Origin of the sequence: Marinicauda algicola, assembly GCF_017161425.1 — a bacterium.
Taxonomy (GTDB): domain Bacteria; phylum Pseudomonadota; class Alphaproteobacteria; order Caulobacterales; family Maricaulaceae; genus Marinicauda; species Marinicauda algicola.
Map to the genome: position 1 here is coordinate 2,769,064 of NZ_CP071057.1, position 23,727 is coordinate 2,792,790.

Consider the following 23,727-nt stretch of genomic DNA (forward strand, 5'->3'; position numbering starts at 1 on the left):
GACTTCAGGCTGCCTGACTTAAGGAGGGTCTGGCGCATCTGGTTTGAGTTAAGCAGCGGATTGGGCGTGCTGCAAGCGCCGTAGTTTCATCGTCCTCCTTTTGATTTTCTCACGTTCGAGCAGGATGGTCTGGCCGCGGCCCGTATAGACATCTGCCGGAGTGAGATTGTTCAGGCTCTCGTGATAGCGCTGATGGTTGTAGTAGCCAACGAACGCGTCGATCTGCGCTTCAAGGTCTCCGGGCAGGAAGTAGTTTTCCAACAGGATGCGGTTCTTCAGCGTCTGATGCCAGCGCTCGATCTTTCCTTGCGTCTGGGGATGATACGGCGCGCCGCGCGTATGCTTCATTCCCTTGTCGGCAAGATACTCAGCCAGATCGCCAGAGATGTAGGAAGGTCCGTTGTCTGAGAGTAGTCTTGGGCGATGGATCACGTTTACTTCATCGAGTCCGGAAGCCTCAAGCGCCAGGTTCAGCGTATCCTGCACATCGCTCGTCGCCATGCCGGTACAGAGCTTCCAGGCAATGATGTAGCGGGAGAAGTCGTCAAGCACGGTGGAGAGATAGAACCATCCCCAGCCGATCACTTTCAGATAGGTGAAGTCGGTCTGCCAGAGCTGGTTCGGCCCGGTGGTCTTCTCCCTGAACTCATCAGCCGCTTTCATCACGATGAAAGCCGGGCTCGTGATCAGGTTGTGCGCCCTCAAAAGCCTGTAAACACTGGCCTCGGAGACGAAGTAGTGCTTCTCATCGGTGAACGTCACCGCCAATTCCCGGGGAGATAGTTCCGGTTGATCCAGGGCCATTTCCAGTACCTGCTGACGCACCTCGTTCGGGATGCGGTTCCAGACCCGGCCGGAGCCGCTGCGCCGATCCTCAAGCCCGGCTTCACCGAACCGCCGGTAAAGGTCATACCAGCGATAGAAGGTCGGACGTGACACGCCGATCTGTTCCAGCGTTCTTTTCACGGGCTGATGCGATTGCTCCACCAGCCGGATGATCTCCAGCTTCTCGGACGCGGGGTATCTCATTCGATATCCTCCCCATCCCCGATCACGCTTTTTTTGAGGATGCGGTTTTCCAGCGTCAGGTCGGCAACGACCTCCTTCAGATCGCGCATCTCACGCTTCAGGCCACTCACCTCGCCGGATGTCGCCTGCCGCTCCGTGTCGCCCGACAAGCGCTTCTTGCCAGCTTCGAGAAACTCCTTCGACCAGGTGTAGTACAGCCCCTGAGCGATCCCCTCACGCCGACACAGTTCGGCAATCGAATACTCGCCGCGCAGGCCTTCCAGTACGATGCGGATCTTCTCTTCGGCGGAGAATTTACGCCGGGTCTTGCGGCGGATTTCCTTCACATGTTTTTCGGCCGATCCCTCCGGCCCGGATTTCTGTCTCATCTTCGTCCCCTTGGCGGGCTACGATGTGCCAGAAATCCTCCTTAAGCAATTTTCCCGATCTGTCTCATGGTCGCTGACGGGGGACACCAGCTCCGCTACGTGTCCAAGGGCCTGTTGCTGGAAGCGGAAAAAAACGGCTCCGCGCCCTTGCCGAGTGGCATTTCAGCGGGGGCGACCAGTATTGCCGATCCTGCCATGTCAGCACAGAACGCAGCTGCGGCGAGTGCCCAGCCGTCCTGAACCGACCGGTCACACTGGAGGGCTGGCAGGTCTGGGATCTCGCCTTGCGGCTCACGGGGCAGCTGCGCGCCATACCCGGCGCGGTCCTGGGGCTCGACATGACTGCGGCCCTCGCGATCGCCGACGCTCTGGGGCTGAACACACTTATCTGCGCGGAACTCTTGCCGGACATTGAGGCAATGATGGTTCGCGGCCTCAATGCGCAAATGAAGGCTGAACACGATGGCTGAGAAAAGGGTGTCCGTGCGCCTGGCCGTCGTCGGCGGCCGTGAGGTGCGCGCCGAACTGCAGGGCATCGGCGATGCGGGCGAACAGGGCATGCGGCGCCTGTCGCGCGAGATGGATGCGGCGAACACGCGTGTCGCCGCCTTCTATCGCCGGCTCCAGATCGCCGCCGCCGCCGCTGCCGCTGCCTTCGTCGCGGGCGCGGCTGCCATGATCCGCTCAGGCCTTCAGGTCGTCGACGCACAGGCCAAGCTCGCCCAGTCGCTCGGGACCACCGTCGAGAGCATTCAGGTTCTCGAACGCGCCGGTGAACTGGCCGGCGTCTCGATGTCCGGCATCGAGCAGGCGACCAAGGACCTCACCCGCCGCCTCAGCCAGGCGGCCGCCGGGACCGGTCCTGCCGTCGCGGCGCTCGAACGGCTCGGGCTCTCGGCCTCGGCCTTGCTTGCCCTGCCGCTAGATGAGCGTGTCGGTCGTATCAATCAGGCGATCGAAGACTTCGTGCCTGCAGCTGAGCGCGCGGCGGTGGCCGGTCAGCTGTTCGGCGAGGAAGGCAGCATCGCCATCTCCCGGATCGACACGGCGACCCTCCGCCAGGCGACACAGGACGTTCGCGACTTCGGCGTGGTCGTGTCCGAACAGGACGCTGATCAGATCGAGCGGACGAACGATGCGATCTCCCGCCTCGGTCTGATCTGGCGCGGGCTGTCGAACCAACTCGCCGTTGCCGCCGCCCCGGCTCTCGAAGCCGTCGCAGACGCGCTGGCGGCGATCTCCCGCACGACGGCTCCGCTTGGCCAGGGCATTCGGCTCCTGTTCGACAACATCGGCCGTCTGGCATCGATTGCTGCTGCCTTCGCCGCCTTCATCGCCGGGCGCTGGGTCGCCGGCATGGTTGTGGCCGCCGCCTCGGTTCGCGGTCTTGCCACCGCGCTGGTCTTCCTGCGCGGCGCGTTGATCCGAACCGGCATCGGCGCGCTCATCGTGGCAGCGGGTGAGCTGATCTACCAGTTCGGTCGCCTGGTGCAGGCGACCGGCGGCTTCGGCGCCGCGCTCGGCCTTCTGGGTGACGTGGCAGCCGAGGTCTGGGACAGGATCGGATTGCTGGCCGGCGTCCTGAAAGCGCTCATCGACGCCGCCTGGAGCGGCATTCAAGCGAGCATCGCCGACGCGCTGCAGGCGTCGCTCGAGGCCGTCGTCGCCTTCGGCAATCGCACCATCGGTGCGTTTCAGGGCGCTTTCGATGCGATGGTCGCCATCTGGAGCAACCTGCCTCGGGCGATCGGCGATCTGACGATCCAGGCGGCGAACGCGCTGGTCGCCGGGCTGGAGTCGATGCTGGGCGGCGCGGTCGACGGCATCAACGCGCTCCTCGAAGGCGTCAATGCGGGTCTGGCGGCGATCGGCATCGAGCGGGCCATCGAACTGGTGCCGGACGTCGATCTCGGCCGGATCGAGAACGAGTTTGCGGGCGCCGCGAGCCGGGCTGGCAATGCAGCGCGTGATGCCTTCGCCGCCGCGTTCGAGACCGATACCTTCGCGACGCCGGATTTTGATCTCTCGGCTTTCGCCGCGGATGCGCGCGCTGCCGCCGACAGTGCGCGAGAGACGGCGACGGCGCTGGGAGAGCTGGGAGGCGCGCCCCTCGCGTCCATCGCGGCGCTCCGGGAGGCCATGGCGGGCGCAAACACAGAAATCGACAACGCAGCCGGCGCGACGGAGCGTCTTGATGAAGCCTTCGCAGCCATCGGCGGCGCCGGAGGCGATGCCGCAGGAGATGGCGAAGGCTCGGCCGGTTCCGCCGCACGCGCCGCGGAAGCAAGCCGCGCCGCTGGTGAGGCGGCGGCAACGGCGGCCACGCAGGCAGCAACCGGCTGGGCGGCGGTTCGCGAGGAGCTGTCCCGCTATGCCAGCGAGGCGATGGACTGGGGCAAGGGTCTCGGCAGCGCTCTCACCAGCGCCTTTCGCAGCGCCGAGGACGCCATCGCCAGCTTCGTGACCGGCGGCAAGATCGACTTCAAGGCGCTCGCCGACAGCATCCTCGCCGACATCACTCGCATCGCGGTTCGTTCCGCGATCCTCGGGCCTCTGGCCAATGCGCTCGGCGGAGGCGGCGGCGGACTGCTCGGCGGCTTGTTCGGCAGCGGAGGCGGGCTGTTTGCCGGCATCTTCCATCAAGGCGGCGTCGCCGGGGGGCCCGCTCAGCAGCGGCTCGTCCCGGCATTCGCTTTTGCGGGTGCGCCGCGCTTCCACGACGGCGGTCTCGCGGGGCTTCGTGCCGACGAGGTGCCCGCGATCCTGCAGCGCGGTGAGATGGTGCTGTCACGGGCTCAGCTCGCCGCGATCGGCGCCGCACGCGAAACCCGGTCACCGGTCAACGTGGTGATGAACATCTCCACCCCGGACGCGGGCAGCTTTCGCTACGCCCAAGGGCAGATCGCCGCCGACGCCGCCCGCGCCATGGAGCGGGCGCGGCGTAATCTCTGACGGATCGACAGATGAGCGGCTTTCACGAAGTTCAGTTCCCGCCGGACATCTCCTACGGGGCGTCCGGCGGCCCCGGCTACTCGACCACCGTGGTGACGACGGTTTCGGGACACGAGCGGCGCAACGCCAACTGGGCCGCCGCGCGGGGCAAATGGAACGTGGCGCACGGCCTGAAGAAACGCGATCAGGTGGCCGCCCTCATCGCCTTCTTTCGCGCGCGGCGCGGACGCGCCTACGGCTTCCGCTTCAAGGACTGGACCGACTACCAGGCGCTGGCCCAGCTGATCGGGCAAGGCGACGGCGCGACCAAGACGTTCCAGCTCGTGAAGACCTATGCCAGCGGCGGCGAGGTCGAGACACGGGTCATCACCAAGCCCGTTCCCGGAACGGTGAAGATCTACCGCGACGGCGTCGAGGCGGTCTCGGGCTGGAGCGTCAACACGGCGACCGGGCTCGTGACCTTCAACGTTGCCCCCGCATCCGGCGTCCAGGTGACGGCGGACTTCGAGTTCGACGTGCCCGTCCGCTTCGACAGCGATCAGATGGACCTCACGATCGAAACCTATCAGCTCGGCAGTTGGGGCCAGATCCCGGTGCTGGAGATCAGACCATGAAATCGACTTCGGCAGCCCTCGCGGCGCATCTCGCCGGACCGGTGACGACGCTCGCCACCTGCTGGCGCATCTCGCGCTTGGACGGTAAGGAGTTCTTCTTCACCGACCACGACCGCGATCTGTCGTTCGAAGGCAAGGTCTACAAGGCGAGTTCCGGCTATTCGCGCACGGCCATCGCCAACGATGCGAGCCTGAGCGTCGACAATCTCGACGTCGAGGGCGTCTTCGACAGCGCGTCAATCACCGAGGAGGAGCTGCGCGCGGGGCTCTTCGATCAGGCCGAGGTGCGGATTTTCCTCGTCAACTGGGCGGACCCCGCCATGGGCGCTCTTCGGATGCGCCGCGGCTGGTTCGGCGAGGTCGTGCTGACCGAGCAGGGCATTTTCCGGACCGAACTGCGCGGCATGACCCAAGCGCTGCAGCAACGCATCGGCGAACTCTACAGCCCGGAATGCCGCGCCGATCTCGGAGATCATCGCTGCAAGGTGCCGGTCAATCCGCCAGAGATCGCCCGGTCGACGGCGTACTCCGTCGGTGACGTGGTGCGCGTGCGCACGACCGGCACGCCGGTCAGCTTCGCGCTGCCGATCGTCAACGGCAGCTTCGAGGCGGATGGCGCCGGCGACGGCTCCAGCTTCACGCCCACCGGATGGACGAAGGTGTCCGGCGACTGGGACGTGCACGACGCTGGCAACGGCAGCCTGGCGCCTGCGGCCGGGAGCTTCTACCTGGAAGGCGGAAGCTCGGCATCGGGCGAGCTGACCCAATCAATCGACCTCGTCGCATCGGGTCTGGATCCACTGCAGATCGACGCGGACGCCTACCGGCTGGACGCATCGGTGACCCGGGCGAATTCGTTTCCGGATGACTTGGGGCGGGTCGTCATCGAAGCGCTGGACGGCTCGTCGAACCTGCTCTCAACGCTTCTCGACACGGGCTTCGAGGTGATCCTGCCCGAAGACAGCTGGGTTCAGCGGGGCATCTCGATGGCCCAGCTGCCGGTGGGAACCAGATTTCTCCGCTTCCGGCTCCTCCACCAGCTCGCGGCCGGCAGCCAGTCGAACGCGGCCTTCGACGCCGTCGTGGCGACGATCACGGACACGACGGCATCAGTACCGACTTCCGCGGATTTCGAGAACCGCGTCTATCGGTGCGTGACCGCCGGAACGACCGCGTCCGAGCCACCGAGTTTCGACACCAATGTCGGCGCGCAAACCGCCGATGGCGGTGCGGTCTTCGAGGCCGAGGAAGCCTGGAGCCGGTCGGGCATCGTGACGGCAGTCACCGACCGGGCCGTCTTTAATGCCACGCTCGATGAACCGCGAGCGGTTGATGGCTGGTTTGCTGGCGGTGTGCTGACCTGGGAGACCGGCGCCAATGCCGGTCGCTCCATCGAGGTCAAGGGCTGGATCCAAGGCAGCGGGCGGATCGAGCTGTTCCTGCCATTGGGATACGCGATCTCATCCGGCGACGCCTTCCGCGTTCATCCCGGCTGCGACAAGCGGCTCGACACCTGCATCGACCGCTTCACCAACGTCCTGAACTTTCGAGGCGAACCCTACGTGCCGGGCCAGGATGCCATGATGAGCTATCCCGATGCACGCTGACCGCCCACCATCAGCGACCGCCACCGCGATCGGGGATCTGGCCGATGCGATTGTCGCCGAGGCGCGGACCTGGCTGGGCGTTCCCTGGCGGCACCAGGGGCGCAGCCGCGCCGGTGTTGATTGCGCGGGGCTCGTGGTCCTTGTCGCGCGGGCGCTCGAACTCGCCGACCACGACAGCACGGCCTATGGGCGCCGCGCGCAGGGACAGGGCTTCGTCGAGCACTTTCGCGGGCACATGGACGGCATTGCCGTCACACAAGCGAAGCCCGGTGACGTCCTCGTCTTCGCTGATCAGGCTTATCCCTGCCATTGCGGCTTTTTGACGGAACGGCTCGGACGGCCGCATCTCCTGCACGCGCACGCCACGCGCAGGCAGGTGATCGAGGAACCCTATGCCGGCGAATGGCCGGCCAAGATCAAGTTCGCGTTTCGCTTTCGCTCTCCCGGATCCTGACCTCGGGACTTTGTGTGTCGCGTTCTCGGACGCGAAACCGGTCCCCACTTTCGCTGAGAACGCTCAATGGCCATCCTCGTCGCAGTGGGCGGAGCCGCGCTCGGCTCCGCGGTCGGCCTCGGCTGGCAAGCCGGCTGGCTCGTCGGCTCGGTGGTCGGCAGCCTCTTGTTTCCCGCCAAGGGGCAGAACGTCACCACCGAAGGCCCCCGACTCGGAGACCTGACCGTTTCCTCGTCCGCCTATGGCGCATCGATCGCCATCGGCTACGGCACCTTGCGCATGGCCGGCAACATGATCTGGTCCTCCGGCATCCGTGAGCAGCAGAACGTCACCCGGACCCGCTCGGGCGGCAAGGGCGGCGGCGGAGCCACCCAGACCTCGGTCACGTATTCCTACTTCGCGTCCTTCGCGCTCAGCTTCGGCGAAGGGCCGGCCGAGGACGTGCTTCGGATTTGGGCGGACGGCAAACTCATCTACGACAAGACCGGCGCGAGCCCCGACGTCGCCAAACCGGATCTCAAGTTCCGTTTCCATTCCGGGGCGGAGGATCAGCTGGCCGATCCGCTGATCGAAATGCACGTCGGCGCGGGCCGTGCACCCGCCCATCGGGGTCTCGCCACCATCGTCTTCGAAGACCTGGCGCTCGCGGACTTCGGGAACCGCATCCCGAACATCACGGCCGAGATCACCTACCAGCGGGCGGCTCAGCAGCCCTACCAGCTGCTCGATTTCATCACGACGGGCGAAGGCGGATATTTCGGCACCTACCAGATCGACGACCTGGCCGTCGATTGGCGGCGCGGATACGGCTACTTCCTGGACAGCGACGTCAACGCCGCCGATGCCGGAATCCGCCGCTTCAGTCTCCGGACCATGAAAGAAGACCGCCAGGCGCGGATGACTGACATCACGGGCGTCGCGCCGAACAACTTCCCGAGCACGCTGTTCTGCGGCGAGGACGGTCACCTCTATGTCGTGACAGGATCGAGCAACTCACGCCCGATCCTGCGCATCGAACCGAACGCCCTCAAGGAAGTCGGCCGCTTTGGCTCCACCAGCAGCGGCCTGACCAATTCGACCCTGCGGTTCGTCGCCACGACGTGGATGGGGATGGTCTCCGCTTACAGCCCCTCTGGCCGGGTCGACTTCGTTCTAACCGGATCGCTCTTCGACGATGTCGGACTCATCCGCGCCGACACCATGAGCTATGTCTGGGGCGCCGGGCAAAGCGTCACGGAGCCTCGCGTTCGGGGCGTCATTGGTGGTGCGGTCGGAGAAGGTTTCGGGGATGGCTGGATCCTCGGCAGCGGGACGAGCACGAACCATGGAAGCCTCGGCCTCTATCGCCTGCGGGTCTCCGCGCTGGCAGGGTACGACGGTCTCACCGGCCAATCCCTCGGCGTCACCTTCGAGAAGGTTGCCACCTTCGCAGCCTCGGATGTCGAGAGCGGCGCCACCGGCTTCTACGGCAGCGCGGGCGGGCTCACCTACGACACGACCGACGACAGCGTCATCTTTCAGGCGCGCATCTCGAACGGGGGCTCGGCCGGGACGATCTTCACGATCAAGTGGCGCGCAGACACCGGCATCGTCTGGAAAACGGTCGTTCCGATCCAGATCAACTACGAGGGGCCTTACTTCGGCCAGAGCCGGTTGCGCGGGCAGCGTTGGACGCTGATGCGGGGCACGCGCGTCATTCAGCTCGACACCGCCACCGGCGCTCTCGTTCTCAATGAGATCTGGCCGGGTGCGGTCAGCGAAGGCGGCGCTCAGGTTTACGATGCCGTCACCGACACGCATCTGGTGCGTGGTAGCCAGGGCTGGGCGAAGCTCTTCCTCAATCGCGGCGGCGGTGGTGGAGAGACTCTCTCCAGCATCGTCTCAGACCTTTGCGCCCGTGCCGGCCTCGGTCTGTCCGATATCGACGTCGCCGATCTCGGGGCGACGGTTCCCGGTTATGTTATCGGGCGGCAGACCAGCGTGCGGGGCGCCATCGAGCCGCTGGCACAGGCCTATTTCTTCGACGCTGCGGAAAGCGACGATGCCCTGCGGTTCCGGACGCGGGGACGACCGCCCGCTGCGACCATCGATGCGGATCTTCTGCTGCCGCTGGATGAGCGGACCGGCGAGAGCTGGCGTGAGCGTCGCACGCAGGAGGTCGAGCTGCCGGAACGGGTCAGCGTCGTCTACATGGACGCGCAAGCCGACTACCAGCAGGGCACGCAGAGCGAAAAGCGCACCTCCCTGCCGCTGCCGACCATGCATTCGCGCAACCAGTCCAGCGTGGAGCTGGCCCTTGCGCTTGATGCGACGACGGCCAAGCAGATCGCAGCCAAGACGCTCTACAGCGCGTGGATCGAACGCAGCGCTTACGAAGCAGAGCTGCCGGCCGACTGGCTGCGCCTAGATCCCACCGATGTCGTGGACGTGGTCTTTGCCTCGGGCTCGACCTTCCGGACCCGCATCACCCGCCTTGATGTCGGCGCCGATTTCTCGCTCGCCGTGAAAGGGGTTTCGGAGGCTGCCGCCACCTACGTCTCCAACGTGGCTGCGGATGGCGGCTCCGGCAAACCGGTCCAAATCGTCGGCAGTCAGGCCGCCACGCGGCTGATCCTGCCGGACTTGTCCCTGCTGCGCGATACCGATGACACCGGCGGGTCGGGGTCGCGGATCTACTACCTCATGGGCGGCTTCGGAGGTGCGGGATGGCCCGGTGCCTCTCTCTACCGCAGCGCCGACGGCACGGCGTGGGCACAGGTCGGGCGATCCCTGAGCGAGGCGGCCTGGGGCGCCACGGCAAATGCCCTCGGCACGCCGACATCCCCGTTCGCGACCGATGAGACGAATAGCCTGACGGTGTTCATGACTACCGGCGGCGAACGGCTGGAGAGCGTCACGCAGGACTCGATGCTCAGCGGCGCCAACGCGGCCCTCGTCCTCAAGGCCAACGGCGAGCCCGAGATCATCCAGTTCCGCGACGTGACGCTGAACCCGGACGGCTCATACACCCTGTCCGGGCTCTTGCGTGGCCGACGTGGCACCGATGTCTTCGTGGACGGGCACGAGGCCGGCGAGTTGTTTGTCCTCCTCGACCCCGACGATGTCGAGACCATGGTCACCTCGCTCGGCGATCTCGATCTCTCCCGGTCCTGGAGGGCGGTCGACTTCGGCACGATCTTCGAGGATGCGGAAACGTTGATCGCTAGCCACACCGGCCGAGACCTCAAGCCCTACGCGCCCTGGAACGTGCAGGCGGCTCTGACCGGCAGTCCGGCCAACATCAGCCTTTCATGGGTCCGGCGGACCCGGATCGGTGGCGAGTTGAAGGACGGCACCGGCCTCGTACCGCTCGGCGAGACCTCCGAGGCCTACGAGATCGACATCCTCTCCACCCCGGGCGGCGCGGTGAAGCGGACGCTCAACGCGACGAGCCCGAGCGTCGTCTACGCCAATGCCGAGATTCTCGCCGACTTCGGTGTCGTCCCGTCGTCCCTGACCGTCGCCGTCTACCAGGTCAGCGCCGTCGCGGGCCGCGGCTTCCCGCGCACCGTCACTTTGGAGATCAACTGATGCCCAGCCCCAATCTGGCCGTGACCCATGTCGCGGCCGCCCAGAACCAGAAAGAGGTCACGATCAACGACGCAGTCGATGCCCTCGACAACGCCATGAATCGGGCACTGTCGGTGGCGATGGCCGACGCCAATCTGACGCTGACTGGCACCCAAGCCAACCGTAACGGCCTGATCGTCCTCACCGGCACGCTGACAGCCTCCCGGACCCTGACGCTGCCCGCCAATCACCGGCGGCTCGCGATCCGAAACGCCACCAATGGCGGCCAGGACGTTCGCGCCAAATATGCGGGCTCCGGCGCGGAGGTCGTCATCGTTCCGGGCGCGACGGTGCTGGTTCAGGGCAATGGCGGCGATCTCTACGGTGTCGGCGGTGGCGCTGGCGCATTGGGTGATCTCACCGACGTCTCCATCGCCGGCGCCGCCAATGGCGACGTGCTCCAGTTCGACGGAGCCGCGTGGGGCGCCACAGGTGTCGGCGTCTACAACCGCGCTCTGCTGCCCTTCCGGGGCGCGCTGCTGCGACGCTCGACCAATTTCAGCGTCGCGACGACCGGCGTCTACGTCGCCGTGCCATGGCAAACCGCCGAGTACGACAGCGACGCATTCTGGGATGCCGGACAGCCCTCCCGCCTGACCATTCCCGCCGGGGTGACGAAGGTCCGGATCGTCGGCAACATCGAGTGGCAGACCTCGCCGACCAGTCAGCTGGTCGAGGTGCGCAAGAACGGAAACAGCGTGCCGGGCGGCGGCGCCGTCATCGTCCGCGGCGACAGCGGCTACTCCAACCAGATGCGCAACCTGTCGAGCGCCGTCCTGCCGGTATCGGCGGGTGACTGGTTCGAGCTGGCCGTCTATGTCGGCACTGCCGGGGAGCTGCGTGGCCTCGAGCGCACGTGGCTTGCGATCGAGGTTGTCGAGACCGCGGATGCGGCCGATCCCCCGGCCGACATCAGCGGCTACAAGGCCGGGCAGCCGGCAGCGGACGAGGTGATCGCACGGGTCCCAGTGGCGCGGCGCACCCGGCTGAAGATCGATCTTGCCGGAAGCCATGCCAGCGCCGAGGCCGCGGCAACCGCGAGTGCGGATTTCGATATCCGGGTCGATGGCGTGAGCAGCGCCACCATGCGCTTCGCCGCCGCCGCTACGAGCGCCACCTTCATCGCCGCCAGCGACACAGTGCTGGAGCCCGGCCAGGTGCTCAGCGTGGTCGCGCCATCGACACCCGACGCCACGCTCGCCGGGATCGGGTTCACGCTGGCCGGCTCGCTGGTCCTCTGATCACTCCCGGATTGCGTCATGGACAAGGAACCAGAAAGCGGGGCGCTGATCGCGCTGCCGGCCGCCGAGTTTGAAGCCCTGCTGGAGCGCGCGGCCGAGACGGGTGCGCGGCGCGCCCTGCATGAGGTCGGCCTCGATGGCCAGGATGCCGCCGAGGACATCCGTGATCTTCGCTCGTTGCTCGCGGGTTTCCGGCTCGCGAAACAGACGGCCGTCCAGACCGCCGTGCGGCTGATCACCACCGGCGTCCTGCTCGCCCTGATGGCCGGCATCGCCATCAAACTGAAGCTCTTCGGACCGACGCCTTAACCCATCCGCCCGACCCATCAGACCACCGCCCGCCCTCGTCGAGGAGCGGGCTTTTTTGTGCCTGGAGACCTGCCATGACGACAATGACCTACAAACACTGGCGCGATGTGCCCGAGCGCTCGTGGCGCTGGAAGAATTTCTCCCCCGCCGAGATCGCCTGCCGAGGCAGCGGCTCCCTGCGGATCAACGAGGAAGCGCTCGACAAGCTCCAGGCGCTGCGCGATCGGCTTGGCAAGCCCCTCATCGTCCGTTCGGCCTACCGCAGTCCGGCGCATAACCGGGCCGTCGGCGGCGCGCCGCGCTCGAAGCACATGGACGGCACGGCCTTCGACATCGCCATGTCGAACCACGATCCGGTCGCCTTCGAGGCCGCTGCCCGAGCCGTCGGCTTTCTCGGCTTCGGCTACTATCCCCGTTCGGGCTTCATGCACATCGACCTCGGTCCTGCTCGGCAATGGGGCGAGCGGTTCCCGTTGCAGGCGACGGCGTTCGCCGCTGAAACGGCGCCCGCGCGGGAGGTTTTGGCCGACAGCCGGACAATGAAGGCCAGCGGTGCCGCCGGTGTGGCGACGCTGGGTGCGGCTGGCGTCGAGGTGGCGCAGAACGTCCTGGCGGAAACCCAGACCGCGATCCTGCCGCTCGTCCCCTATCTCGACACCCTGCGCTGGGTGTTCATTGCCGTGGCGCTCGCGGGCCTTGCCGTGACGATCTACGCCCGCATCGACGACTGGAAGCGGGGACGTCGATGATCGCCGCTCTGTTCACCGGGATCGTCGCCAGCCCGTGGATGCGGGCGGCCTTGCGCTACGGCGCCATCGCACTCGCCGTGCTTCTGTTCTTGCTGGCACTCCGGCGCTCCGGCGAGCGTGCTGGCCGGCTCGCCGAACGCCTCGAAACCTCGGAGAAGGTCAATGACATCCAACGCCAGATGCTCGACGCGGCAGCTCGCCGTCCTCGTGATCGCAGCGATCTCGCTGACCGCCTGCGCGACGGCCACTTCTGAACCTCGCACGGCTACCGTCTGTCCGCCGGTTGTTGAGTATAGCCGAGAGCTCCAGGCGCGCGCAGCCGACGAGCTCGATCTGCTGCCGGATGGGTCGGCAATCGCCGAAATGCTCTCCGACTACAGCGTCATGCGGGATCAGGCTCGGGCGTGCTCTCAGTAATCTGAGAAATATAGTTGTCTTGATGTTGACCACACTAAACCTTTAGCCCCGCCCATCTGACCATAACACTCCCGGCCAGCATGCTCATGCCAATCGCGAGGAGTAAAGGACCAGCGAATTCCTCTGCAACAATGCCCGATGTCGAGGAAACCGACAGCAGCATCAGGCTGAATTCTCCTCCATGGGCCAGGATGATCCCAGTCCGCCATGAGGTCTGAAGCGACTCGCCGAATATTCGGGCGACGACCAAAACGATCAGCGTCTTGCCCGCGAACGTGATCGCGAGCCAAATCAGTACGACAGGCCATGCAGATGGAATGATCCAAAGTGGCAATTGCGTTCCGATGCCGACGAAGAATATCCCGACAAACAAATCGCGGAAGGGCTGAATCTCGTTCTCGACAGCATGGCGCGCGTCGCCCTCGCCGATGATCATGCCGGCCGCGAATGCGGCGAGTGCCGGAGAAAGGCCGGCGGTGGCCGCGACAATCGCAGACCCTAGTGCAATGGTGAGCGCGAGAAGCTGGGCAAGTTCCGGATCGCCACGCGACGCTACCCAACGGGCCAGCAACTGCAACGGGCCACGGGCAATGAACAGAGCTGCAACCAATGCCGTTGCACTGGCGACGACCGTTATCACGCCATACCCTTCGGCGGCTCCACTCATCGAATCGTGCAGAAGCAGGAATGCGACAGCTGCCAAGTCTTGAAACAGAAGCACCGCAATGGCCAGGCGTCCTTGGGCCGATCCCAGAGCGTTCGCGCTTGCGAGCACCTTGAGGCACATGGCCGTGGATGACATGGCAACGGCCCCGCCGATGAGGATTGCGGGGACGGGCGCGAGATCGAAGATCAGACTCGCTACCAACGATACCGTTATCGTCGTGACTGCAACCTGCGCGGCTCCAAGACCGAAGACATGCTTCCTGAGCGTTACGAGCTTCTCGAACGAGAATTCCAGGCCAAGAGCGAACAGCAGCAGTACCACTCCGATCTCGCCAATGCTGCTCAGGGCAGCGCTCTCTGCAATCAGGCCGAGGCCGGCAGGTCCGATGACTATGCCGGCAAGAATGTAACCGACGATACTGGGCACGCCGATCCGTGAACATATCGTCACGAGCACGAACGCAGCAAAGACCAACAAGGCCGCACTTTCGACAAATCCGGTCACGCCATGCATGTTCTTCTCCTGATGGCATGGCGCAGGTAAGGCCAATACCTGTAAATTCTAGACGTGCGACCGCGCCCACTGCGCTATCTGCGCGGCAGGCATTGCTCCGCTCGTTCTCGCAATTTCCTTCCCGCTACTGAACAGGATCATGGTGGGAATGCCGCGGATCCCGTGGCGGCCGGCGATCTTCTGTTCGGCTTCCGTATCGAGCTTACCGAGGCGGAAATTTGGTTCGAGCGACTGCGCCGCCGCCTCGAATTGGGGCGCCATCATCTTGCATGGCCCGCACCACTCGGCCCAGAAATCGACGAGCAAGGGCAGTTCGGCATTCGCATGACGGTCAAAATTAGCCGCTGTAAGCGTGACGGGCCTGCCTTGAAAGAGAGGCGCGCCGCAGCGTCCGCAATTGGGATTGTCGGTCAGGCGCTCTTGCGGCACTCTGTTGGTGGAATTGCACTGCGGGCAAGCGACCGTGGGCATCCTGTATCCTTTCGTTGACGAGCCGGTCTTGGCGGCCGGCTGATGCAAGCATTCAGCGCGTGGACATGGCGCGGCGCGCCTCTCGCTGCCGCGGCTCGGGCAGGTATTCCACGCCACCGCCCTGGCGACGAACCGGCTGCGGATAGAGCGTCATCAGCTCCAGTATTTCCTTGGGCATGTCCGTTCCAACGGGCAGGCCCATGTCGCGGGCCTCATCGGCAGAGATGGGATAGTCGTGGGTCCAGGTGCCCGTCGCCAGCTTCGCCGCCACGGACGCTGCGCGGTTCTCGTCCATCTTGTCGGACAGCAGACGTTTCGCGAATGCCTCGATCTGCGCAATGGCCTTGCGACCGACATCGGCCATGATCAGGGTCTGGTCGTCGATCTCGGCGATGGGTTTCTCCTCGACGACCTTGATGAGCGAGGCAGCAGGCAACTGGCCAAGTTGCGGATCGACGGGTCCCAGCACGGAGTGCTCGCACATCACGATCTCGTCGGCAGCGAGTGCGATCAGCGTGCCACCGGACATCGCGTAATGTGGCACGAACACTGTGACCTTGCCCTTGTGTCCCTGAATGGCGCGGGCAATCTGTGTTGCCGCCAGCACAAGGCCGCCCGGTGTGTGCAGCACGATGTCGAGCGGCACTTCGTCGTCGGTCATCTGGATCGCGCGCAGCACTTCCTCCGAGTCATTGACGTCGATGTAGCGCATCAGGGGGAAACCCAGCAGGTTCATGGTCTCCTGTCGATGAATCAGCAGAATGACGCGACTACCGCGCTTCTTCTCGATGTTGGCGATCTTGCGAGTGCGCATCGCCTCAAGATATCTGCGCTGCAGAACCGGCTGCAGCGCCGAAATGATGAAGAACAGCCAGAACAGCTGCATTATGTCCATGGACCTTGTCCTCCTTCCCTTCGACCATCCGGCAGAAAGCCATAGATGCCCTCGTCGCGATAATAGTGGCGATAGACGGCGGCGCGCCTTCGCAGGAGTGGCGTTACAAGCCAACCGGCGAGAAACCCGCCGATATGCGCCCACCAGGCGATCCCGCCCGTGGCCTGATCGCTGCCGAGCGACAGAAAGCCGGGAATGACCTGCATGAAAAACCAGATCATCGCGAAAATGACCGCGCGCACTTCGAAGAAGAGGGGAATGAACAGAATCGGCACGATCACCACCAGCCGAGCCGCCGGAAACATGCGTGCGTAGCAACCGATCACGCCCGCGATCGCCCCCGATGCGCCAAGCGCGGGAACGACTGAGTCGGGGTTCGCCAGCGCGTGAGCCAGTCCGGCTGCCACACCACAGAACAGATAGAACAGCGTGAATCTACCCGGTCCGAGCCGATCTTCGACGGCGGGGCCGAAGATCCAGAGCGTCCACATGTTCAAAATGAGGTGGAGCCAGCCGCCGTGCAGGAAGATGTTGGTGAGGAACGGGGTCCAGTCGGACGGGGCGACGAGGCTTAGTTGCCCGAAGAAGCGCGAGGGCACCAGCGCGAACTCGAATAGGAACCGGTCCAGCACGCGCGGAGGCAGGCTGATCTGATAGAGGAACGCGAGGACGTTCATGCCGATGACCGCCCATACGATGACGGGCGGGTAGCGGCGCGCGACGCTGTCAAGGTAGGGAAACAAGCGGCAGATCCTCGCTCGCGCTGGCCATTCCGTTCATTATTTTTTCCCGGCGATCGTCACGCCCGTCCAGGCTGGGGGATCGGAGGCCGGGAAGGATTCAAGACTGGCTTCGATAACTGGATCGAATTCCGCCTGTTCTTGCGACGACAGGTCCACCGAGCCTTCCTGATCGACTGCGCGCCGGAGTCGGTGGTCCGTGCGACCCCGATCCAGGCGGGACGGTATGCGAAAGGCGTTCGGGGCGTCGGCTCCCTTGTAGAGGCGATGCCGCTCCTCTCCCCGCCAGCGGTCAGGCGCATGCCGGTGAGCCACGTCCTCACGCACGAAATAGCGCCAGTCCTGCCGCTCCGCGAATTCCACGGCGCTTTCGCGGTCGGGAAATTTCAGCCGGATCGAACGATAGGGATCGTTGCTGGAGGTATATCCCATCAGCGGCTCGACCTGCAGGGGCCGAGACGGCTCGAATTCCAGTATCCAGTAGTTGGGCCGCGGCGCCGACGTCATCGGGGAACGAGCCGGCCGGTAAATGATCGCGGTCGGAACGTCCCATGACCTCATGTTGGTCCCGGGTATCTTCGGCGGAAAGGGTGGACGATTGTGTCCGCGCATCATGGTGCTTCCCCTCGGTTGTCCCCCAGAAAAGCGCGTTCCAGCCGAGCGCGATCCCGCAGGGGCTGTGGAATTCGCAACCTTCTCTGATGAGCACTCTCAAAAAGCGCATGAGCGGTATCGGAAGACTGACCTGAGTCACGCAGTTTATCGCGAAGATAATCGCGCGCCGACTGGACGATCCGGGTCACGTCGTCTTCGGGAATGCCGAGAACGGAGGAGGCTGTTTCAAGCGGGGTGTCGTTCAGATCGACAAGAAACAGGACCCTGCGCCAAAGCGCCGGCAGACCGGCGATCGCCCGGTGAAAGGCCATCGCGTCCTGCCGTTTCGCGACCGCCGTTTCGGGGTCGTCCCCACCGTCGTCGGCGACGAGTTCCTCGAGCAGCAGCACGTCGTCGGGCTGGTAGAACTCGAACATCTCCTCATCCGACTCGGTAGGCTCCCCGGCAGGCGCCTCGGGCGCTACGTAGATCGAGGCGGCATCCTCGGGCACCGCGCGGCGCGCAGCCTGCGCCTCGGCCTCGATGGTCTCGAAGGCCAGTTGCGTCAGCCAGTCCCGGACGGAGAATTCGGTCGGCCGCCGCTCGAAGCGGTTGAGCCCCTTGAGGATCGTCGCATCGACGATATCGCGAACGCTCAGGTAGCCAGCCGGCACAGACCCGCTACACTCGAGATAGGTCAACTCGCGCCTGACGGTGTCGTAGACCGTATCGAGATGATCCTCGATCAGGTCGAAGAAGAGTTGGCGCCGGTCCGCTTCCGCCGCATCCCGCGCGGACGGCAGCGGGGCGCCGATCCGGCGCCGGCGGGCGGGACGCTTGTATTCAGACTCGTGCTTGAGGCGCGCCACATGCCGATCGAGCCGGTGGCGCAGGTCGGCAAAGGCCTTGCGCAGGACAGGCTCGATCTCGAACCCCTCTTCCTGCGCCGCGATCACGCCCGAGGGCAGTTGCAGGCGCAGGCTGACCTGGATGCGCGTCTTGCCCCTCGTCTGGGAGGCGACGACTTCGAGCCGGACGAGATCCTCGCGGAAGCGTACAAGATGCGGTTCAAGTTGCCGCACCTCTTCCTCGATGACCTCAGGCGCGCGCTGTTGGCCGTGCCGGTCGAGATTGCGAAATGCTCTGATGACTTCCATGCCGTATGACCTTGCTTGTCGCTTTTTGACGAAATGAGCCGGCGCGACCGTCATCGCGCCGGCCAGTCCTTCACGACGTCACCCGGTAGACTTATCGTCCTTGGACTGCTCCTTATCCTTGGCGTCGACTGGGACATCGGGCGTCGGAGCGTCCGCCTTGTTTTCGGCAACTGCGCTGGACTCGTCGATCCCGCCCTCGGCCTGATCGTCCGGGCTGTCGTCACCCGTGTCCTTTGCGATCTTTTCGAACACGACCTTCTGTTCGTCCGCTGACCAAGCGACGCGGACCTTGTCACCATCCTCGATCCGCCCGGAAAGCATTTCGCGGGCCAACTCGGTCTCCAGCTCCGACCGGATCAGCCGGCGCAGCTCGCGGGCGCCGAATTCGGGGCGGAAGCCGACCGCGCCGAAGTGATCCACGACGCTCACGTCGAATTCGAGTTCGACGCCCTGGCCGAGGGCGGTCCGTTTCACCCGGTTCAGCTGCAACTCGACGATCTGGCGGATCTCCGACTGGTTCAGCGAATGGAAGACGATGATCTCGTCGATCCGGTTGATGAACTCTGGCCGGAAATGACCGCGCAACACCTCCATCAGTTCGGACTTCTGCTTTGCCTCGTCGAACTCCTTGGTGCCGCGTCTCTTGAGGTTGCGCTGGATGATGTCCGAACCGAGGTTCGAGGTGGCGATGATGATGGTGTTAGTGAAGTCCACCACGCGGCCCTTGCCATCTGTCAGGCGGCCATCGTCGAACACCTGAAGCAGGATGTTGTAGACATCCGGATGCGCCTTTTCGATCTCGTCGAGGAGCACGACCGAGTAGGGCCGACGGCGCACCTTCTCCGTCAGCTGCCCGCCTTCGTCGTATCCGACGTAGCCCGGAGGTGCGCCAACCAGCCGGGCAACCGAGTGGCGCTCGCCATACTCCGACATGTCGATACGGATCATCGCATCCTGGTCGCCGAAGATCACCTCGGCGAGCGTCTTGGCCAGTTCCGTCTTGCCAACCCCGGTTGGCCCGAGAAACAGGAAGGTCGCAGTCGGACCGGAACCTTCGCGCAGACCCGCACGCGCCAGGCGCACCGCATCGGCCACGGCGCGGATCGCTTCTTCCTGGCCGATGACGCGCTCGTGCAGCTTCTCCTCGAGCTTGAGGAGCTTGTCCTTCTCCTCGGTGGTCAGCTCCGTGACCGGAACGCCGGTGATCTTGGAGACGATCTGCGCGACGTGATCGGCGCGCACCTCGGCGGTCGCCGAAGCCTGGTCGCGCTTCCAGATTTCCAGAAGCTCGTCCAGCTCCTTCTGCTTCTGCTCCAGTTCCTTCTTCAGTTCCGCTGCTCGGTCGAATTGCTTGCGGGCGGCGGCATAGTCCTGCTCGCGCTTGATCTGCGCGACCTCGGCCTCCAGCTCCTGGACGTCCACGGGGCGCGCTGTGGCGCTGATCTTCACCCGTGCGGCGGCCTGGTCGATCAGGTCGATCGCCTTGTCAGGCATGAAGCGGCCAGTGATGTAGCGGTCCGAAAGCTCGGCCGCCGCGACGATGGCCTCGTCGGTGATCGTCACCTTGTGGTGCGCCTCCAGCGTGTCGCGCAGACCGCGCAGGATCATGATGACCTGAGCTACCGTGGGCTCCTCGACATAGACCGGCTGGAAGCGGCGTTCGAGTGCTGCGTCCTTCTCGATGTATTTCTGGTACTCGTTGAGCGTTGTCGCGCCGATCAGGTTCAGCTCGCCCCGCGCCAGCGCCGGCTTGAAGGTGTTGGCGATATCTAGACCGCCTTCGCCACCGCCCTGACCGGCGCCGACGATGGTATGGATCTCGTCGATGAACAGGATCAGACTGTCCTTCTCCTCGGTGATCTCCTTGAGGATCTTCTGCACCCGCTCCTCGAACTCGCCCCGATACTTCGACCCGGCCACCATCGAGTTGATGTTGAGTTCGATCAGCCGCTTGTCGCGCAGCGCCTCTGGCACTTCCCCCGCGACGATCCGTTGTGCAAGTCCCTCGACGATGGCAGTCTTGCCCACGCCAGGCTCGCCGATCAGCACCGGGTTGTTCTTTTTCCGGCGGGCCAGCACTTCGATCGTCGTCTCGATCTCGCGGGCGCGGCCGATGACGGGATCGAGCTTGCCCTCGCGGGCGAGCTTGGTCAGGTCACGGCTGAACTGGTCGAGATCGGGCGTGCTGGAAGGCGCCTCCACGCGGCCTTCCTCGGCTCCCTTGCCCACGACCTTGGTCACCTGCTGGCGAAGCGCCTGCGGCGTCAATCCGTATTTGCGCAGGATCGACGCGGCCAGGCCTTCACCTTCCTCGGCAAGGCCGATCAGCAGGTGCTCGGGACCGACATAGGAATGGCCGAGTTCGTTCGAGGCGATGAAGGCCCGGTTCAGCGCGTCCTTCAGGCGAGGACTGACGCCGATTTCGCCCTCCGTCTTGGCCTCTCCACGCTTCGCTTCCTTCTCGATCTGGCGCCGCAGATCGTCCACATCGACCTTGAACTGTTCCAGGATCGTCTTGACGATGTCGGACGAGGTCAGTGCCAGAAGCAGATGTTCGGTATCGACCTCGCTGCGTCCGAACTCTCCTGCCTTCTGTGCGGCATCCTGCAACAGTTTGTTGCCCTGTTCGCTCAGTCGATCGGCGATATTGCGCCCGCCGCCGCCGCGCCGCGATCCGCGTCGTGGCGCGCCCTCGCCGAAAGTGGCCTCGACGACATCGTCATCGCCGTCACCCATGGCGCCGAGCGTGCCGCCCCGCAACGGGCTGTCACCAAAGAGGCTGCCGAAACCACTATCGCCAAAGAATTCGTCAAAAAGGGAATGCCGTCCGAACAGCGCTTCCAACGGCGACGCGCTGCGGCCCGACCGGCGCACCATCTCGCGGTAATGCTGGTCGCAAAGCTCCATGTTCTGAATTCTGCCGTTCACCGAGGCGCGCACGCGCGCCGTCGCCGGGCGACCGCAAATATCGCAAGCTCCGTTTGCCATTTCTCTTCTCCGTTTTCTTTATCCAGTCAGGGTTGTCCGCCGATCATCTGCGCCAGTGACAGTGTCACGCAGCGACCGCTTCCGTTCTTTTCACCTTGGACCCAATTGCCACCAGATCGGGCTCGTCCAGTGTCTCTCGTTGCAGGAGATCCTGCGCCGATTGCTCAAGAAGATCCCGATTGCTTTCAAGAAGGGTGAGGGTGCGCTTGAACACGCCATCCACGATGTCGCGCACCTTCGCGTCCATCCGCTCAGCAGTGGCGTCGCTGTAGCGGCGGTTCAGCCAGGACGACTGGTCGCCGGTGCCGAGAAAGCCGGGCCGATCGGTGTCGTAGCTGACATGCCCGAGGTCTTCGTCCATCCCGTACCGTGCGACCATGGCGCGGGCGATATCGGTGGCCTTGACCAGATCGTCCGCCGCCCCGGTCGAGAGGTGGTCGTAGATGATCTTCTCGGCCGCGCGCCCGCCGAGCAGCACGGCGATCTTGTTCTCGAGTTCCTCCCGCGTCATCAGGAAGCGGTCCTCGGTCGGGCGCTGGATCGTGTAGCCGAGCGCGCCAATCCCGCGCGGGATGATCGAGACCTTGTGCACCGGATCCACCCCCGGCAGAACCATCGCCACCAGCGCGTGCCCCATCTCGTGATGCGCCACGATCTCGCGTTCGCGCGGGTTCAGAACGCGGTTCTTCTTTTCCAACCCGGCGATGATGCGTTCCACGGCATTGTTGAAGTCGTCCATCGTCACCGCATCTGCCTTGCGGCGCGTGGCGAGCAATGCTGCCTCGTTGACGAGATTGGCAAGATCCGCTCCGGAAAAGCCGGGAGTAAGCGCTGCGACCTTATCGGCATCGACGTCCGGGGCGAGCTTCACCTTTTTCATGTGAACGCCAAGAATCTGCACGCGTCCCTTCTTGTCGGGCCGATCCACCAACACCTGCCGGTCGAAGCGGCCCGCGCGGAGAAGCGCGGGGTCGAGGATCTCGGGCCGGTTGGTGGCGGCCAGGAGCACGATGCCCACCGAAGGGTCGAAGCCGTCGAGCTCGGTCAGAAGCTGGTTCAGCGTCTGCTCACGCTCATCATGGCCACCGGCGATCTGGCCGGAGGAGCGCGCCCTCCCAAGAGCGTCGAGTTCGTCGATGAAGATGATCGCCGGGGCGGATTTCCGGGCCTGCTCGAACAGGTCGCGCACCCGTGCGGCACCGACGCCCACGAACAACTCGACGAACTCTGATCCCGAGATCGAAAAGAAGGTCACGCCCGCCTCACCCGCCACCGCGCGCGCGAGAAGCGTCTTGCCGGTGCCCGGCGGCCCAACGAGCAATATGCCTTTGGGGATATGTGCGCCCAGCTTTCCGTATTCGGCCGGGTTCTTGAGGAACTCCACGACCTCCTCCAACTCGGCCTTGGCCTCGTCCACGCCGGCCACGTCAGCGAAACTGACGCCGGTTTCCTTTTCCATGTAAACTTTGGCCTTGCTGCGGCCGACCTGCATGAACCCGCCGAAACCCTGCTTGTCGGCGAACTTGCGGAACAGCAGCATCCAGATTCCGAAGAAGACAAGCGCTGGCGCCACCCAGGAAATCAGCGTGCCGAGAAAAGTGTTCTGAGGAACGCCCGTGATCTCGACGCCGGAGCGGTCGATCCGCTGCAGGATTGCGGGATTCACTACGGTCGTCACGAACTGCTTCTTGCCGTCGACGGGTTCGGCGAAGGTGCCTGTGATAGTGTCTGACCCGACCGCGACAGAAGAAATTTTCCCGTCAGCGAGATACTTCTCGAACTGGCTGTAGCTAATGGGAGCGACGGATTGCCAGCCAGCGATCAGGTTCTGGATGAAAAGCACGGCTATGAAAGCCACCACCCAGTACCAGATGTTGTATTCGGTCTTCTTTTCCATACCGCTTTTCCTTTTCCCTAGCGCCCGAGCCGCGCCCTGATCCGCTCGAGCAGCGCCAGCAGAATGCGCCTTTCGTCCGCCGACAGATCCTGCAGGATTTCATCTTCGAGTGCCGATTGCCGCGGCGCGAGTTCCTCCAGCATCGCCCTGGCCTTTGGCGTTGCCGTGACGATCTGCGCCCGTCGGTCGTCGGGTGACGCCCACCGCTCTACCCAACCGCCCTGTACCATGCGATCGACGAGCTGGCCCGCAGTGGCCCGGCCTACCTCCAGCCGCCCGGCCAGATCGCCGATGGTCAGCCCGGGCGAATCCTCGACATGTGCCGCCGCCATCCAGGACAGGCGGGTCAGGCCGCTGTCGCCGATCTCGTTGTCGATCCGCTGCTGGATGAGCTGCGCGACCCGGTGGATCGTCGTCCCGATCAGGGCAAGATCAGAAGTGATCAAGGGTATCTTT

At 64.6% G+C, this 23,727-nt stretch carries 20 protein-coding genes; 10 read left to right on the plus strand and 10 right to left on the minus strand.

What is annotated here, in order from left to right:
- Nucleotides 1-48: 48 nt before the first annotated feature.
- A protein-coding gene (locus JW792_RS13795) for an IS3 family transposase (protein ID WP_206340810.1) occupies nucleotides 49-1,397 on the minus strand; the annotation gives its coding sequence in 2 pieces (ribosomal slippage) (nucleotides 49-1,064 and nucleotides 1,064-1,397; 1,350 coding nt in all).
- Between the two features lie 338 nt (nucleotides 1,398-1,735).
- Between JW792_RS13795 and JW792_RS17095 the strand changes: the two genes are divergently transcribed.
- The 10 genes from JW792_RS17095 (at nucleotide 1,736) to JW792_RS13840 (ending at nucleotide 13,186) form a co-directional block, all read left to right on the plus strand.
- Nucleotides 1,736-1,867 (plus strand): DUF7697 family protein, encoded by a 132-nt coding sequence (locus JW792_RS17095; RefSeq protein WP_277419628.1) that lies wholly within the window; start codon nucleotides 1,736-1,738, stop codon nucleotides 1,865-1,867.
- Nucleotides 1,860-4,349 carry a phage tail tape measure C-terminal domain-containing protein gene (locus tag JW792_RS13800; protein WP_135995208.1) on the plus strand — a complete coding sequence of 830 codons (2,490 nt, stop codon included), beginning with the start codon at nucleotides 1,860-1,862 and terminating at the stop codon, nucleotides 4,347-4,349. Before JW792_RS17095 ends, JW792_RS13800 begins: the two co-directional genes overlap by 8 nt.
- An 11-nt stretch (nucleotides 4,350-4,360) precedes the next feature.
- Nucleotides 4,361-4,963 carry a DUF2460 domain-containing protein gene (locus JW792_RS13805; protein WP_135995207.1) on the plus strand — a complete coding sequence of 201 codons (603 nt, stop codon included), beginning with the start codon at nucleotides 4,361-4,363 and terminating at the stop codon, nucleotides 4,961-4,963.
- A complete protein-coding gene (locus JW792_RS13810) occupies nucleotides 4,960-6,570 on the plus strand; it encodes a DUF2163 domain-containing protein (RefSeq protein WP_135995206.1) in 1,611 nt (536 codons plus the stop codon). Before JW792_RS13805 ends, JW792_RS13810 begins: the two co-directional genes overlap by 4 nt.
- Nucleotides 6,560-7,024, plus strand: a complete 465-nt coding sequence (locus JW792_RS13815; protein ID WP_135995205.1) for a C40 family peptidase — start codon at nucleotides 6,560-6,562, stop codon at nucleotides 7,022-7,024. The genes JW792_RS13810 and JW792_RS13815 overlap by 11 nt, the downstream gene beginning before the upstream one ends.
- A gap of 66 nt (nucleotides 7,025-7,090) precedes the next feature.
- A complete protein-coding gene (locus tag JW792_RS13820; protein ID WP_135995204.1) occupies nucleotides 7,091-10,594 on the plus strand; it encodes a phage tail protein in 3,504 nt (1,167 codons plus the stop codon).
- Nucleotides 10,594-11,874: a hypothetical protein gene (locus JW792_RS13825; protein WP_135995203.1), complete on the plus strand. Its 1,281-nt coding sequence runs from the start codon at nucleotides 10,594-10,596 to the stop codon at nucleotides 11,872-11,874. The genes JW792_RS13820 and JW792_RS13825 overlap by 1 nt, the downstream gene beginning before the upstream one ends.
- Nucleotides 11,875-11,892: 18 nt before the next feature.
- Nucleotides 11,893-12,183 carry a DUF6127 family protein gene (locus tag JW792_RS13830; RefSeq protein WP_050475407.1) on the plus strand — a complete coding sequence of 97 codons (291 nt, stop codon included), beginning with the start codon at nucleotides 11,893-11,895 and terminating at the stop codon, nucleotides 12,181-12,183.
- Between the two features lie 74 nt (nucleotides 12,184-12,257).
- Nucleotides 12,258-12,932, plus strand: coding sequence for a YcbK family protein (locus JW792_RS13835; protein WP_135995202.1), 675 nt, complete (start codon nucleotides 12,258-12,260; stop codon nucleotides 12,930-12,932).
- A complete protein-coding gene (locus tag JW792_RS13840; protein ID WP_135995201.1) occupies nucleotides 12,929-13,186 on the plus strand; it encodes a hypothetical protein in 258 nt (85 codons plus the stop codon). Before JW792_RS13835 ends, JW792_RS13840 begins: the two co-directional genes overlap by 4 nt.
- 197 nt (nucleotides 13,187-13,383) lie before the next feature.
- Here the strand turns inward: JW792_RS13840 and JW792_RS13845 are convergent, their stop codons facing one another.
- From JW792_RS13845 to JW792_RS13885, 9 genes are all read right to left on the minus strand, one after another.
- Nucleotides 13,384-14,529: a cation:proton antiporter domain-containing protein gene (locus tag JW792_RS13845; RefSeq protein ID WP_135995199.1), complete on the minus strand. Its 1,146-nt coding sequence runs from the start codon at nucleotides 14,527-14,529 to the stop codon at nucleotides 13,384-13,386.
- 48 nt (nucleotides 14,530-14,577) lie between these two features.
- Nucleotides 14,578-15,000, minus strand: a complete 423-nt coding sequence (trxC, locus tag JW792_RS13850; RefSeq protein WP_041375351.1) for a thioredoxin TrxC — start codon at nucleotides 14,998-15,000, stop codon at nucleotides 14,578-14,580.
- Nucleotides 15,001-15,052: 52 nt separating this feature from the next.
- Nucleotides 15,053-15,895 (minus strand): SDH family Clp fold serine proteinase, encoded by an 843-nt coding sequence (locus JW792_RS13855; protein ID WP_135995198.1) that lies wholly within the window; start codon nucleotides 15,893-15,895, stop codon nucleotides 15,053-15,055.
- The gene (locus JW792_RS13860) at nucleotides 15,886-16,638 is read right to left on the minus strand and encodes a rhomboid family intramembrane serine protease (RefSeq protein ID WP_135995197.1); all 753 of its coding nucleotides are present in this window, start codon (nucleotides 16,636-16,638) and stop codon (nucleotides 15,886-15,888) included. Before JW792_RS13860 ends, JW792_RS13855 begins: the two co-directional genes overlap by 10 nt.
- Nucleotides 16,639-16,674: 36 nt before the next feature.
- The gene (locus JW792_RS13865; RefSeq protein ID WP_135995289.1) at nucleotides 16,675-17,196 is read right to left on the minus strand and encodes an NADH dehydrogenase ubiquinone Fe-S protein 4; all 522 of its coding nucleotides are present in this window, start codon (nucleotides 17,194-17,196) and stop codon (nucleotides 16,675-16,677) included.
- 50 nt (nucleotides 17,197-17,246) lie between these two features.
- Nucleotides 17,247-18,386, minus strand: coding sequence for an RNA polymerase sigma factor (locus JW792_RS13870; protein WP_135995288.1), 1,140 nt, complete (start codon nucleotides 18,384-18,386; stop codon nucleotides 17,247-17,249).
- Nucleotides 18,387-18,464: 78 nt separating this feature from the next.
- Entirely contained in the window at nucleotides 18,465-21,374 is a 2,910-nt protein-coding gene (locus JW792_RS13875; RefSeq protein ID WP_135995196.1) for an ATP-dependent Clp protease ATP-binding subunit, read from the minus strand.
- A 64-nt stretch (nucleotides 21,375-21,438) separates the two neighbouring features.
- Nucleotides 21,439-23,271: an ATP-dependent zinc metalloprotease FtsH gene (gene ftsH, locus JW792_RS13880; protein ID WP_135995195.1), complete on the minus strand. Its 1,833-nt coding sequence runs from the start codon at nucleotides 23,269-23,271 to the stop codon at nucleotides 21,439-21,441.
- Nucleotides 23,272-23,288: 17 nt separating this feature from the next.
- Entirely contained in the window at nucleotides 23,289-23,717 is a 429-nt protein-coding gene (locus tag JW792_RS13885) for a MarR family winged helix-turn-helix transcriptional regulator (RefSeq protein WP_028035859.1), read from the minus strand.
- Between the last annotated feature and the right edge of the window lie 10 nt (nucleotides 23,718-23,727).